This window comes from Pseudoclavibacter sp. Z016 (genome assembly GCF_002931215.1).
Classification (GTDB): domain Bacteria; phylum Actinomycetota; class Actinomycetes; order Actinomycetales; family Microbacteriaceae; genus Pseudoclavibacter.
Genome location: NZ_PSTU01000011.1, coordinates 162978 through 176036 on the forward strand (window position 1 = coordinate 162978; position 13059 = coordinate 176036).

The following is a 13059-nucleotide window of genomic DNA, read 5'->3' on the forward strand; positions in this document are numbered from 1 at the left end:
TGCGGCTCCATTCGCGAAAGGTTCGGTCGGTGCTCGTTCAGCAGGCTAGGTGATCAGGCCGGATGAAGTGCGGGTTCAGGGACGTGAGCCTTGAGGTTCGGCTCGATCGACGCGTACTCAAGCCCGAGCATCGTCTTGAAGAGAGCCTGGAATATCGCGCGTGCTCCGTTGACCGGCACTGCCATACCGATCTGCTTTCGCACGGAGTCACGATTTCCGGAGAACTTGTGCTCGTCCGGGAATGTCTGCAACCTCGCACGCTCGCGATTCGTAAGGGCACGAGGTACGTCCCAGTGATACATGTGCGTTCCGCCGCCGCCGGACCCCGTCACGGTGTACGAGGGCTTCTCAGGGTGCAGTCGACGGTAGATCTGGCTGATGGTGGCACCGCGGACATTCAATTTGAGGTCCGCTTCCAGCCGTTTCGCGTTGAAGGCGTTCTCACCTGGATCGATCTGGTTCAGACGGTCCACGACGCGTTGAGACTGGCGAGTGAGCTCGGTGTGCGTTGTCCCGGGTGGGAGCGCCTTCTCCAGCGCATCTCTCGAGGTCACGAACGGAATCAGGCCGAGGTGCGGGGCGAGCTCAGGTCTCGCATGGGTTGGAGCAGGCACCTTGAATCGAATACCGTCAGCGACAAGGTCCTTGCGGATGCCCACGATGATCACACGATGACGCGTCTGCGGAACGCCGTACTCCTCGAACCTGTAGAAGTGTGGCGTCACCTCATAGCCGACCGCCTCGAGCTCGCTGAGGATGACCTGGAAGGCCAGACCCCCGTTGGCGCTCCGGATACCACCGACGTTCTCGGCCACGAACCACTCGGGCTGTTTCGCTTTCAAGACCTTGACGCCGGTCCGGTAGAGGCCTCCGAAGTTCCCTTGGAGTCCCTTGTGCTCACCGACGACGCTGAAGTCGTTGCAGGGGAACCCGAAAGCGAAGCCATCGATATCGCCAAGCTCAGCGAGCTTGTCCGGGCGCGAGAAAGCACGGGCATCACCGACATGCACTGAGTCATCCGAAGCCCCGGGGACGTTTTCGACGAATGTCCGGCATGAATCAGGGTCGATGTCGACGGCCCATTCGTGTTCCAAGGCCACAAGGCCCGAGACGTCCTTCGCTGCGGCCAGTGCGCCGAGCGCCAGGCCGCCGGGTCCCGAGAAAAACTCACCTAGACGGAAACTCTTCATCTGTCCTCTTGTCGGTTCAGTCGCTGCGCCCGTTGCTGTGGCCCCTGAAATCGTTGGACGACTCTCGAGTGCGATGACTTCAGTGTCGTCGATGCCACCGACATTGGAACGACGGCTCTCCGGGAAGACCCGTGTGTGGCCTCCGTCGAGCCTAGACCCGCTGGAGAAGACCGATAACATTCCCCGGGCACCCGGGAAACTGGGTCGCGCCATGGTCTTGCTGGAGCCGCACCGTCACCCCGATCCGCTGACGATCCACAAAACTTCGGCGTCACAGCTGCCCCATCTGGCCGGTTCGGCGTCATCGGCGCCGCGCCGCGCCGCGCCGCGCCGCGCCGCGCCCCGTCGCCTCGCTGAGCTGGTCGTCGCCAGCAACTTAGATGCGTTGCCCCGCGATTCGGGCAAGCCCCAGCGCCAGGTCGCAGGACTCCTGCCGACCCCTGCCCCGTAGATGTCCCAACCGCGAAAGCCCTGCGCGCTTGCACCTACGCCCCGAGGTTCACCCGCGACAGGAACTCCACCGTCTCGGGCCGCTGCGGGTTCGTGAAGAACTGCTCGGGTGCCGCGCGTTCGATGAGCACGCCGTCCTTGAGGAACACGATCTGGTCGGCCACGCGGCGCGCGAAGCTCATCTCGTGCGTCGCCATCAGGATCGTGGCTCCCTGCTCCTTCAACTCGAGCACCACATCCAGCACCTCACCCACCAACTGCGGGTCGAGCGCGCTCGTGATCTCATCTAGCAGCAGCACCTTCGGCTCCGTCATGATGGCCCGGGCGATCGCCACCCGTTGCTGCTGACCACCCGACAGGCGATCCGGATAACTCGTCGCATGCGCACCCAGGCCCACGCGCTCGAGGATGGCCGTGCCCCGCGCTGCCGCCTCAGCCCGAGGCGTCTTGTGCACCTTCCGGGCAGCGAGCGTCACGTTGTCGAGCACCGTCATGTGCGGGAACAGGTTGAAATGCTGGAAAACCACACCGATGCGGCTCCGCACCGCGTCGGCATTCGCGCGCGGGTCGGAGATGTCCTCGCCGTCGAGGAAGATCTGCCCATCGTCGACCCGCTCGATCAGGTTGATCGTCTTCAGCAGCGTCGACTTGCCCGAACCGCTCGATCCCACCAGCACGATCACCTGATGCGGCAGCACGGAAAGATCGATGCCGCGCAGCACCTGCACGTCACCGAACTGCTTGTGCACGCCCCGAACTTCCAGGACCGGCTTCAGGTCAACGGTGGTGCCAGCGGATGCAGCAGCGCCCGCGGCGGCAGGCTCGTCGTCGTACGCGTACACGTCGCTCATACCGTGCCCCCGATCTGCTCGCGCTTCTGCGCCCGAGCCGTGTACCAATCCGTGAGACGGATCATCGGCAGGCTGATCAGCACGAACAGCAGACCCGCGACCACGTACGGCGTGTAGTTGTAGGTGAGCGCCGTCTCGATCTGCGCTGCCCGCACCGCATCCACCGCACCCAGGATCGAGATGAGACCGACGTCCTTCTGCATGGAGATGAAGTCGTTCATGAGGGCCGGCGTCACCTTCCGCACACCCTGCGGCATCACCACCAGGCGCAACGTGGCAGCGTGCGAGAGGCCAAGCGAACGTGCGGCCACGCGCTGCGTCGGATGCACCGACTCCATACCCGCCCGCAGCACCTCGGCGACATACGCCGAGTACACGAGCACAAGCGCGAGGGTGCCCCAGACGGCCGCATCCACGCGAGGGAAGATGCCCAACGCCGGAACGCCGATGCCCACCAGGTAGAGCACGATGATGATCGGCATGCCCCGGAACAGGTCCGTGTACACCGTCGCGACGGCACGCAACGGGAAGAAGACCGGTCCGCGCAGCGTGCGGATGACCGCCAGCAGCGTCGCGAAGATCGCGACCCCCACCACGGCGACGGCCAGCACGCGGATGTTCAACCACAGGCCCTCGAGCACCGTCGGCAGCACCTCGATCGCGTAGTCGAGATCGAAGAACGTCTCAGACACCGCCGCCCAACCAGGCGTGTTGATGAGCGTCGCCCACACGATGACCGCGAACGCGAGCGTCGAGACGAGCGCCACCAGCACCGAACGCTGCGACTGGCGTCGCCGGAACGCGCGCCGCTCGAGCTCGATCGCACTCGGCGACCACGGCTCGGCGGCCGCGGCGCTCGCCGACACGTCGGCGGAAGGAGGAGGGACCTGCGACACGAGCTACTTCAGCGTCGGAACGTCAACCGACGTCTCGAGCCACTCGGTCTCGAGCTCGCCGAGCTTGCCGTTGTCACGCAGCGCATCCACCGCGGCCGTGACCGGCGCCGTCAGCGCCGAGTCCTTCGGCAGCACGATGCCGAACTCGTCGCCACCCTCGGTCGAGTCGAACTGGCCGATGATCTTGCCATCCTCGAGCTCCACCCCGGTGAGGTAGAACGCCGTCGGCAGGTCGGTGACCAGCGCGTCGATCTGGCCGCTCTTCAGCGCCAGCACCGTGTCCTCGTTCGAGTTGAAGACCTCAGGATCCTTGCCGAGCGCATCCTTCGCAACCGAGTAGCTCGTCGACGCCGCGGCGACACCAACCTTGGCGTCCGCGAAATCGGCGATCGATGCAGCACTTGCGACGCTCGACCCCTCTGTCGTGATGATCGCCTGCGTCGTCGTGTAGTACGGCGACGAGAAGTCGACGGCGTTCTTCCGCTCCTCGGAGATCGTGAACTGCTGCAGGTTCAGATCGAAGTCCTTCGGCCCCGGCGCGACGGCGCTGTCGAAGGTCGTGCGCACCCACTCCACATCCTCCGGCGCGTACCCCAGCTCCTCGGCAACCGCCAACGCGACGGCGGCCTCGAAGCCCTCGCCCGTCTCCGGAGCGTTGTCGATGACCCACGGGTAGTACGCCGGCTCGCCGGTCGCGATCGTCAGCTTGCCCGGCGTGAGCGTCTGCAGCCCGTCACCCTCGGCAGCCGGCTCAGTCGTGGACGTGCCGGAGCACGCGGAAAGCGCGAACAGCGCGGCGATGACGCCAGCGGCGGCAGCGCCCTTGCGGATGCGGGAGGAGAGAGTCATGACAAGCCTTTCGTTCACTGCTGAAGATAAGGGAAGGCGCACGCAGGCATGCGCCCATTACGCCTGGTTGCAGGCAAGGCAGGCTCACGCCTCGTGATCGTCGACCAGCGTGAAATCGTCGAAGCTGAAACCGGGGGAGACGAGGCAGCTCACGAGCACCTCGTCCTCGCCCGGCAGCGTGCGCTGCCAGTGCCCGGCGGGGACAAGGGCCTGCGCGTGCCGGAGGTCGAGCGTGACAGGCTCGCTGGCATCCGGCGCAGATCCGTTGCCGCCCAGCTGCAGCTCGAGCGAGCCGGGGCCGTGCCACATCCAGATCTCGTCGCTCGTCACGAGGTGCCAGGCCGACGACTCGCCTGGCGGGAGCAGGAAGTGGATGAGCGTGGCCGCGGGCCGCTCGCCGTTTGGTGTCTGCAGGCGGTCGCCCGATGTCCACGTGCGGCGATACCAGCCGCCCTCGGGATGGGGCTCGAGGCCCAGCTCCCTGGCGCGCGCGGGCACGGGGGACGGCTCGCGCGCGTCCGCATCCCGACGCCCCTGCGCAGCTGACCCTTCGGCTGCAGTCGCCTGCGTCTCGCCCTGCTGCTGCTCTGCGTTCCCCTGCTCAGCCACGTGAAACCTCCAGCTCAGTGGTGTCGGCGGCCCAGACGAGCTCGCCGCCGATCATGGTCGCGGACGCACGGCCTGCCCCCGCCTCGGCGAGCGCGACGATACCGTCAGCCACCGACACCACGGGCACGTCGAAGAACGCCAGGTCGGCGCGCGCGCCCACGGCGAGGTACCCGGTGCGGTCGGGACCGAGGTCGAGGCCCAGCGCGTGCGCCCCGCCGAGCGTCGCCGCCGACAGGATCCGCTCGTGCAGGTCGTCGCCCCGATACCCCTGCGAGCGCGCCACCTCGACGAGCGTCGCGACGTCGTGCATGAGGTCGAGCGACGGACTCGACGAGAGCGAGTCAGTGCCGATCGCGATCGGACTGCCCTCCACGAGGTACTCGGCGACCGGAGGCGCATCGAGGCCGATGACCTCGTTCGACCGCGGGCACAGGGCGACGCTCGTGCCGCGCTTGCGCAGCAGCGCCCGGTCCGACGCCGTCATATACACGCCGTGCGCGACGTGGCAGTCGGGGCCGAGCACGCCGAGCTGGTCGACGAACTCGGTCGCGCTCATCCCGAAGCCCGCCGAGCGCATCGCCCGGAAGCTCTCGAGCTTCACCATCTGCCAGGGCTCGCCGTCGACGCCGCTGCCATCGCGCTCACCCTCGAACGCGGCCTCGCCGAGGTGCAGGTGCGTGCGCAGCCCGCGCTGGCGCACGATGTCGGGGATATCGAGCAGGGGAATCGCATCGAGCGAATACGGCGCGTGCGGGGAGAGCCCGGCGCCGGGCGTGGTGGGGATGCGATCGAGCTCCTCCACGATGAGCTGACGGCCCCGGTCCTGCCAGTCCTCGTTGGTCCAGCTCATCACCTCCCAGTAGGTGATGCCATGCAGGCCCGACTCGTGCAGCACGGGAATCGCGGTCGGGTCGGTGACGATATCGGCGACGCTGGTCGTGCCCGCGCGCAGCAGGCTTTGCGCGCCCGCCATAGCGTCGGCGTACCAGTCGTGGGGGAGCACGTAATCGCGGTTGAAGGCCTCGGCCCAATCCTCGAACCCGTTGTACTGGCGCTGCCCGACCGCGGCCATGCCCGTGTACTGCAGGTGCGAGTGCGCGTTGACGAGCCCCGGCATCAGGATGCCGTCGTGGTGCACCTCCCGCGCCACGACGCCTTGCTCGGCAAGCGACTCCGTCACCCAGGCGCGCTCGCCGACGTGCACGATCTTGCCGCCGCGCACCGCGACCGCGCCGCCCAGGATTGGGGGCGCGGTGATCGGAATGACCAGCGTCGCCGTGTAGACCGTGACGTCGTTCGTCGAGGTCGTCGCTGCGTTCTGCACGGGCGCTCCAGTCATGCGTTCGGGAATCGGGTGGGATGCCAGGCGGGCTTCGAGATCGGGCTCAGGCGCGAATCCGGGGCCGTCGGCTCGGACTCTGGCTCGGTCTCCGACTCGGTCTCCGCGAGTTCCGGACTTCTCGGCCCGTCGTCGGCACCGAGCATCCCTGCCGCGATGACCTCGTCGGCGCTCGGGGGCAGCGGATGCACACCCGGCCCCCGCACGTCGCCGCGCGCCAGCATGCCGGCCGCCGTGAGCTGCGCCGCGAACGAGAGGTCCATGATCTGCACCGGGTTGCCCTCCGCGGCGGTGATGTTGATGCAGCCGCCACGATCGAGGACAAGTGCGGGGGAGTCGCCGGAGACGGAGCTGGCCGCGGAGCCGGAGCCGGACGCGGATGTCGCTGCCGCGTCGTCGCCCGCCCGGTCGCCGTGCTTGGCCCCAGGCCAGAGCACCGCGTCGACCTTCCACGCCCGCGGTTCCAGCAGCGCACCCAGCGACTGCGCGTCGTCGAGCGCGATCTCGTCGAGCACGCCGCCCGCGACGGCAAACGCCGTGCCGGGGCCGGCCGCGCGCAGGTGGGTGGCGGTGATCGTCTGCGGCTCACCGGTCGCGGAGACGACGACGTCGGCGGTGCCCACCGTGTCCTCGAGGGGCGCCGTGTCGTAGCCGGCGTACCGCGCCTCGAGCGCCCGCACCGGGTCGAGCTCGCACACCGTGACCAGCGCGCCAAGCGCCGACGCGTGCTGCGCGACCCCCACCCCGACCGGGCCGAACCCGACCACCGCGACGCGTGCATCCGCGAAGCCCCTGCCGAGCAGGTCGAGGAGGTCGGCGATCGCGAACACGCACGACTGTCCCGTGCCGTACCGGTTGTCGAAGCGGGTCTTGACGCGGGCGTCGTTGACGGCGAGGACGGGAATGCGCAGCGCCTCGCCCATGGCGTGCAGCGGGCGGAGGCCGCTCGTGGTCTCCTCGGCGGCACCGAGCAGCTCGATACCGTCGTGGGCCGCGAGGCGGATGAGGTGCGAGCCGTCGTCGAGCAGGAACTCGTGGCTCTCGGCGAGATACGCGCGCGCGTTCGCGATCTGCCCGTCGGCGTCCGCGCCCGAGCCGGCGTGCACGGCGAAGCCTCGAGCCCTCAGGGCATCGGCGACGGCGTCGTCGGTCTCGTCGCTGTGCGCGTAGAGCGACACCTGCGCCCCGGCCTCGGCGAGCAGCAGCGAGAGCACGGCCGTCTTCGGCTCGAGCACCATGCTCACCCCGAAGCGACGCCCCCGCAGCACTCCCTCTGCCGCGAGCGACGCGGCCACCCTCGAGGAGGCTGGCATGAACCGGCGAGCCCAGTCGAGGCGCAGGTCGGTGTCACGGGCGGCCGCGTCGGAGCCAGGTTCGAGCGCCTCGGCCCGGCGGCGAGTGGAGTCGAGTCGCGCAGTGACGGGGTCAAGGCGCAGAGCGGCGGGGTCCAGCCGGAGCACGTCGAGGCAGCGGCCGTCGGCGAGGCGGTAGCGGCGCGAAGGCGGCCGCGTCGCGAGCGCTGCGAGGCCGCGTGCCCCCAGCGCGATTGTAAAAGCCCCGTCGTCGCTCGCGTCGACAACGATCGCCCCGTCGCGGAACGGCAGCTCGTCCGCTTCAGCAGCCGACGGACTGGCTCCGTCGGCGGTCAGGAAGACGTAGTCGGCCCGGTCTGACCCGCTGGAGACCGCGCCAAGCGCGCGCAGCAGGCTGCGGAGCGCGCCGGCCAGCTCGCCCGCACCAGTGACGTGGATGCGCTGCCCGGCGATCACCAGGTTCGTGGCGGCAGCGAAGGCGCGCACAAGCCGCTCGGCAGTCCAGGAGGCGTCATTCACGGCGCAAGTCTAGAGACAGCGGGCGACCGACTCGGGACACACGACCGGATTTCGTCACCGTCCGACATCGCATGCCCGTCCGTCGCTCGTGCTAGCCTCCATCCCACGTTCACGAGCTGCAGCGTCAAGTACCTGGCTAGCTGCACGGCAACCCTCCACCTGAGTGGGGTGCCCCAGGGGAAGAACGGGTCGGCACCGCCCGGTGCGCGACAAGTCAGTTCACGCACCAGCCGGTGCCGAGCGGGGCAACCCGCGCGTGCATCCGCCGAACGCGTGGCGTACCCGCGAGGAGCGCACCCATGCCCGAAACACCAACCCCAGGTGGCGACACCACCCGCAACCGGCGTGGCGTCCACCTCATTCACGCGAGGCGCGACTGGGACGCGGAACTCGACCAGGACGCCCTGGCCGCGTTCCGAGGGCTGCCCCACGAGCTCCGCCGCGAGTGGCTACTCGCCGTCCTGCGCTGGCCGCCCCACTCGCACGGCACGCCGACCTTCGCCATGGCGTTCCTGTCCGGCATGTTCCGCAAGGGGCAGGTGGACACCAAACCCGACTGGCAGGAGTTCGCGGGGCGCTGGCACCAGCTCGGCTTCTCGCCGATGCTGTTCCTGCTGCTCAACGTGACGGCGCAGAGCCGCGCGCGGTTCCTGCTCGAAGCCCACGAGAAGGCGCCGAACGGGGCATCGCCCGCGCCGCTGCTCGAGCGCGCCGGGTTCGAGCAGGGGCGCATCGGCTACCGGGCAGGTCACCTGCGTCCCAGCGACTGGAAGGAAATCCCCACCGCCTACGAGAACGGCGACTTCGCCAGTGCGGTCGTCGTCTGGCTCACGAGAGCGGGGGAGGCTCAGGGCGGATGCGCGAGCTGCGTCGCCCGCAGGCTCGAACGGCGCGCCTTCCGCGATGAGGGTCCGCGCGGCGACGGCCGGCTGCGCGACACGAACCTCGAGCACCTGAGCCGGAAGTCCAGCGAGCGAGACTGAGGGGCGGCGTTCTCTCGAAACCACCGAACAGCGGGCGCTGGACGCCGTGCAGTGGTTTCGAGAGAAAGGTCATGCCCTCGCCGGCTGCCCTCGAGCGGGCGTCGGACAGGAGGAGCAGGGACGCCTACGCGTCGACGACCCCCGTGAAGCGGGTCCCGATGCCATACGAGAACTCCCGGGTCGTTCCGGCGGCGGGCTCCGGCAACTCGTCGAGGTCATGGTTGTCGCACGACACGTACGTGAACTCCGGCCACCACTTCTTGGGCCGCACCTTCTCCACCGTCCCGCACACCTCGCACGTCAGCGTCGCCCACACGGGGCGCTTGCCCGTGCGGTTCGCCCGCGACTGCGCCAGCCACGCCGGCGGGTTCGCGTCCAGCTCCGCCAACGCCTCCTCGGCGATGTACGGGGGCAGGCCGTTCCGCTTCGCCATCTCCAGAGGGATGTCGAGGCGGATCGCTGCATCATGTCGGCTGAGCTTCATCCCGCCAGCCTAGAGCGCAGCCGCACCGGCGGAGTCCGCGGCCGTGTTCGCAGCCGGCAGCGGAGCGAGGTACCTGGCCAGGCTGTCGTCGAGCTCATCCACCCACTTCGTGTGGTGCGTGGATGCGATCGTGCCCGTCATCACGGAACGGTAGGCGCGGTCGCGGTACCCCATGATGTCCTCCGCCTTGTCGTGCTTCCACTCGAGGAAGATCTCCACGACCTCATCGAGGTCGAACATGGGGTAGTCGGTGGCCTCGATGAGGTCACGCACGTAGTCGGCCTGGAAGCGGATCTCATCCGCTGCCCCGCCGATCGCGTGGAAGCGCTCGAGCCAGGCCTCGATGTCGGCCCGGCGCGCATCCACGCTCGGCAGCACGACGTCGCCCAGGATCACGTCGCGCACGAACCAGGCCTGCGCGTCGAACATGTTGAAGGTGAACCACTGGTCCTGCGCGCCCAGGTAGAAGAGGTGCGGGTTCTGCTCCCACACCACGCCCTTGTAGAGGCCCTCCGGGTACACGTTGTTGGGGGAGTCGAGCGCCAGCTCGCTCGGGAGGAACGGGTACTTGTGCAGGTAGCCCGTGCACAGGACAACCGCGTCGAAGTCCTTCTCCGTGCCGTCCGCGAAGTGCGCGGTCGAGCCGTCGAACCGCGTCACGAGCGGGCGCTCCTCGAAGCCGAGCGGCCAGTCGTAGCCCATCGGCGCCGTCCGGTAGCTCGCGGTCACCGAGCTCGCACCCATCTTGTGGGCCTGGCTGCCGATGTCCTCCGCCGAATAGCTGGAGCCGATGACCAGCACGTCCTTGCCCCGCAGGTTCTCCGCGCCGCGGAACTCGTGCGCGTGGCTCACCTGGCCGGGGAACGTCTCCAGGCCCGCGAACGTGGGCATCTTCGGGAACGAGAAGTGCCCGGATCCCACGACGATGCGGTCGAACACCTCACGGCTCGTCTTCTTCGACTCCAGGTCCTCGCTCACGAGCGTGAACTGCTGCGTCGCCTCGTCGAAGTCGACCCAGCGCACCACCGTGTTGAAGCGCACGTGCTTGCGCACCCCGGCGCGCTCGACGCGGCCCGAGATGTAATCCCACAGGGCCGGCCGCGGCGGGTACGAGGAGATGGGGCGGCCGAAGTGCTCGTCGAAGCTGTAGTCAGCGAACTCGAGGGCCTCCTTCGGGCCGTTCGACCAGAGGTTGCGATACATGCTCGAGTGGACGGGCTCGCCGTGCTCGTCGAGGCCGGTCATCCACGTGTAGTTCCACTGGCCGCCCCAATCCGCCTGCTTCTCGAAGCAGACGATCTCCGGGATCTCCCGCCCCTGCTCTGCCGCCGACTCGAACGCTCGAAGCTGTGCCATGCCGCTCGGGCCCGCACCGATGATCGCAATTCTCATGTTCTGTTGTTCCCTGGTTCTGTATGTCTGGTCGAGTTACGTATGACGCTGTACTGACCACCAGGTTAACAAGTCGCGTTCTCGTCGCCGCCGACGGCGACGCGGATGCGCCGCTCAGGGCATGCAGACAGCGCTGTCCTCTTCGACCTCGGTGCTCGACGAGTCATAGCCGCCGGTCTGTACCGAGCCGGCGACGATGGCCGTCCCCATCGTCGAGAACGTGTACGTCGTCGTGACGAGCGGGGTCGGCTTCGCGGGCGCCTCCGTGTCGAGTCCGTAGACCGCGCCGAAGTCGGGCAGCTCGGGGAGCTCCAGCTTCTCGGTGTCCGTCTTCAGCGTCAGCTCGTGCTCGTCGGCGAACGCCTGCATGGAGGACGCAGTCCAGCCCTCCTGGCTGCGGGTCGCATCCAGTGCCGGCTTCAGCTCGGTCTCGCACCGCTCAGCCAGCGTCGAACGGAAGACGAGCGTGCCCCCGAAGATCGTGGCCGCGATCGCCAGCAGGCAGAACACGACGCCGCCGAACCTGATGTAGCCGAGGTACGCGTCGCTCCAGTTCGGCTCGCGGTCGCGGAACATCCACCGCTGGCCCGTCGATGCGGCAGCCGCCGGCCAGCCGGCCTGCCACACCCCGAGCACGGCGAAGAGTGCGGCGACGGCGAAGATCGGGAAGAAGTCCATGAGGGCTGATGCTAGACCCGACGCGGGGTGCCACGCGCGCTCCGTGAACGCCAGGTCACCGCGTCGTCACGCCTCGCTCAGCAGGCGCAGGTCATGCTCGCGAACTGGTTCAGCCCGACGACCGCGAAGACGACGCCGGTGATGAGGAACACGGGCGCCCCCAGGATGCCGCACCAGAAACTCGGCGCCTGCTTCTCGCTCGGCAGGAAGAAGGTGACGATCGCCACCGCGATCGCCCACAGCGATACCGGGGCCAGGAACGGCTGCTCGAACACCCAGATCATCGGCACCCAGTGCAGGCCCACGATGAGCAGCATGACGGGCGCCATGAGCTCGCCCTTCTTCTTCCGCAACAGGATGATCGCGGCAATGAGGCCGCCGACGACCTCGACCGCCACCATGGCGATGTAGACCGCGAACGGCACGGAGTCGACCCGCAGGGCCGTCGCGCTCGTCCAGTTCCTGATCGCCGTCGGCAGCGTGATGCCCACAAGTGCGACGCCGGCGAGGCTCAGCACCCCGAAGACGATGCGCCATGCCCAATGTCGGGGCCGCTCCTGCGCCCACCCCGCCCAGACGAACGTCGCGAAGCCGAACAGGGACGCAGTGAAGATGACATCTCTCGGGAATTCGACGGACAGCATGCGCACCCCTTCATCGTTCATCGATGTGCGGCTCAGCCTAGGGGCGCGAGCCGCCCCGGGGCGGGGAGAAGTGCCCTGACTCCTCGTCAGATCAGGTCGCGGATCGCCCCGTAGCTCGCATCCACGTCGTGCAGCCAGAACGGGTGACCGACCTCGGGGAGCTGACGCACCTGCCACCCCAGAGCCTCGAGCTCGGCGGGCATAGGGGCGGGGACCACTGCCTTCCCCTCGGCGGAGAGCACGATCGTGGATGGCACGACCGGGACGGCAGGCGTGTACGGGGCATGCGCGACCTGATCGAAGATACCCACCGTCATCTTCCCGTCGAAGCGCTTCTTCGCCCGAGCATTTAGCGCCCGCGTCTCTGCCGAGTACCGCTTGGTGTCATTCGTCCCCGTTGCGGAGCCCGCCAGCATCACGAGTGGCAGCGTGACTCCGGACAGGGCCCAGAACACGCGCGCTCCGACTCCCTCGCTCGGCAGTCCGAGCTTGAACCCCGGATCGAGGTAGATGGCCCGTTCGGGGCGAAGCCGGGGCACCGCCCGCACGAGCAGGGCGCCGCCGAGCGAATGCCCAACCGCGCTGTGCAGATCGTGCGGAAGGGTCTCGACCAGGTCATCGACGAACTCGTCGAGTCGATAGCTCCCAGCCCGTGGGCTCTCGCCGTGGCCGCGCAGGTCGACGGCGATGGCCGTGTACTCGCCCGACTCGGCGATGCGCCCGGCCAGCGAGCCCCACAGCTCGGCGCTCGCGCCAATGCCGTGCACCAGCGCCACCTTCCGCGGGCCGTCGCCGGTGGTGATCGTGTGCAGCTTCATGCATCCGCTCCAGTGCTCGTGTCCGAATCGCCGCCCACGCTACG

Annotated in this window: 13 protein-coding genes and 1 riboswitch; of the genes, 1 reads left to right on the plus strand and 12 read right to left on the minus strand. The window is 68.4% G+C overall.

The window, feature by feature from the left end; all coding sequences use genetic code 11:
• Nucleotides 1–53: 53 nt before the first annotated feature.
• The 7 genes from C5B99_RS06965 to C5B99_RS06995 all read right to left on the minus strand — a co-directional run bounded on the left by C5B99_RS06965 (nucleotide 54) and on the right by C5B99_RS06995 (nucleotide 8016).
• Nucleotides 54–1190, minus strand: a complete 1137-nt coding sequence (locus tag C5B99_RS06965; RefSeq protein ID WP_104241057.1) for a DNA cytosine methyltransferase — start codon at nucleotides 1188–1190, stop codon at nucleotides 54–56.
• Between the two features lie 485 nt (nucleotides 1191–1675).
• On the minus strand, nucleotides 1676–2491 hold the full coding sequence (locus C5B99_RS06970) for an amino acid ABC transporter ATP-binding protein (protein ID WP_104241058.1): 816 nt from the start codon (nucleotides 2489–2491) through the stop codon (nucleotides 1676–1678).
• Nucleotides 2488–3357: an amino acid ABC transporter permease gene (locus C5B99_RS06975; protein ID WP_104241997.1), complete on the minus strand. Its 870-nt coding sequence runs from the start codon at nucleotides 3355–3357 to the stop codon at nucleotides 2488–2490. The genes C5B99_RS06970 and C5B99_RS06975 overlap by 4 nt, the downstream gene beginning before the upstream one ends.
• 33 nt (nucleotides 3358–3390) lie before the next feature.
• The gene (locus C5B99_RS06980) at nucleotides 3391–4236 is read right to left on the minus strand and encodes an ABC transporter substrate-binding protein (protein WP_104241059.1); all 846 of its coding nucleotides are present in this window, start codon (nucleotides 4234–4236) and stop codon (nucleotides 3391–3393) included.
• A gap of 84 nt (nucleotides 4237–4320) precedes the next feature.
• Nucleotides 4321–4845 carry a cupin domain-containing protein gene (locus C5B99_RS06985; protein WP_258063107.1) on the minus strand — a complete coding sequence of 175 codons (525 nt, stop codon included), beginning with the start codon at nucleotides 4843–4845 and terminating at the stop codon, nucleotides 4321–4323.
• On the minus strand, nucleotides 4838–6169 hold the full coding sequence (locus C5B99_RS06990; RefSeq protein ID WP_258063108.1) for an amidohydrolase family protein: 1332 nt from the start codon (nucleotides 6167–6169) through the stop codon (nucleotides 4838–4840). Before C5B99_RS06990 ends, C5B99_RS06985 begins: the two co-directional genes overlap by 8 nt.
• A gap of 11 nt (nucleotides 6170–6180) precedes the next feature.
• On the minus strand, nucleotides 6181–8016 hold the full coding sequence (locus tag C5B99_RS06995) for an adenosylhomocysteinase (protein ID WP_146081958.1): 1836 nt from the start codon (nucleotides 8014–8016) through the stop codon (nucleotides 6181–6183).
• Between the two features lie 107 nt (nucleotides 8017–8123).
• A riboswitch (SAM riboswitch) is annotated at nucleotides 8124–8238 on the plus strand.
• A 77-nt stretch (nucleotides 8239–8315) separates the two neighbouring features.
• Here C5B99_RS06995 and C5B99_RS07000 point away from each other — a divergent pair.
• Complete coding sequence (locus C5B99_RS07000) at nucleotides 8316–8999, plus strand: hypothetical protein (RefSeq protein ID WP_104241062.1); 684 nt, start codon at nucleotides 8316–8318, stop codon at nucleotides 8997–8999.
• A gap of 124 nt (nucleotides 9000–9123) precedes the next feature.
• Here C5B99_RS07000 and C5B99_RS07005 read toward each other — a convergent pair whose 3' ends face one another.
• The 5 genes from C5B99_RS07005 to C5B99_RS07025 form a co-directional block, all read right to left on the minus strand.
• The gene (locus C5B99_RS07005) at nucleotides 9124–9483 is read right to left on the minus strand and encodes a hypothetical protein (RefSeq protein WP_104241063.1); all 360 of its coding nucleotides are present in this window, start codon (nucleotides 9481–9483) and stop codon (nucleotides 9124–9126) included.
• 9 nt (nucleotides 9484–9492) lie between these two features.
• Complete coding sequence (locus C5B99_RS07010; RefSeq protein WP_104241064.1) at nucleotides 9493–10875, minus strand: FAD-dependent oxidoreductase; 1383 nt, start codon at nucleotides 10873–10875, stop codon at nucleotides 9493–9495.
• Between the two features lie 114 nt (nucleotides 10876–10989).
• Nucleotides 10990–11553 (minus strand): hypothetical protein, encoded by a 564-nt coding sequence (locus C5B99_RS07015; protein WP_104241065.1) that lies wholly within the window; start codon nucleotides 11551–11553, stop codon nucleotides 10990–10992.
• Between the two features lie 77 nt (nucleotides 11554–11630).
• Nucleotides 11631–12197 (minus strand): hypothetical protein, encoded by a 567-nt coding sequence (locus tag C5B99_RS07020; protein WP_146081959.1) that lies wholly within the window; start codon nucleotides 12195–12197, stop codon nucleotides 11631–11633.
• 86 nt (nucleotides 12198–12283) lie between these two features.
• The gene (locus tag C5B99_RS07025; protein ID WP_104241067.1) at nucleotides 12284–13015 is read right to left on the minus strand and encodes an alpha/beta hydrolase; all 732 of its coding nucleotides are present in this window, start codon (nucleotides 13013–13015) and stop codon (nucleotides 12284–12286) included.
• Nucleotides 13016–13059: the final 44 nt, after the last annotated feature.

Coding starts and splice junctions, on each gene's coding strand:
- C5B99_RS07005 (WP_104241063.1), bottom strand. CDS start 9,483: ATGAAGCTCAGCCGACATGATGCAGCGATCCGCCTCGACATCCCTCTG.
- C5B99_RS07025 (WP_104241067.1), bottom strand. CDS start 13,015: ATGAAGCTGCACACGATCACCACCGGCGACGGCCCGCGGAAGGTGGCG.
- C5B99_RS07020 (WP_146081959.1), bottom strand. CDS start 12,197: ATGCTGTCCGTCGAATTCCCGAGAGATGTCATCTTCACTGCGTCCCTG.
- C5B99_RS06970 (WP_104241058.1), bottom strand. CDS start 2,491: ATGAGCGACGTGTACGCGTACGACGACGAGCCTGCCGCCGCGGGCGCT.
- C5B99_RS07010 (WP_104241064.1), bottom strand. CDS start 10,875: ATGAGAATTGCGATCATCGGTGCGGGCCCGAGCGGCATGGCACAGCTT.
- C5B99_RS07015 (WP_104241065.1), bottom strand. CDS start 11,553: ATGGACTTCTTCCCGATCTTCGCCGTCGCCGCACTCTTCGCCGTGCTC.
- C5B99_RS07000 (WP_104241062.1), top strand. CDS start 8,316: ATGCCCGAAACACCAACCCCAGGTGGCGACACCACCCGCAACCGGCGT.
- C5B99_RS06980 (WP_104241059.1), bottom strand. CDS start 4,236: ATGACTCTCTCCTCCCGCATCCGCAAGGGCGCTGCCGCCGCTGGCGTC.
- C5B99_RS06965 (WP_104241057.1), bottom strand. CDS start 1,190: ATGAAGAGTTTCCGTCTAGGTGAGTTTTTCTCGGGACCCGGCGGCCTG.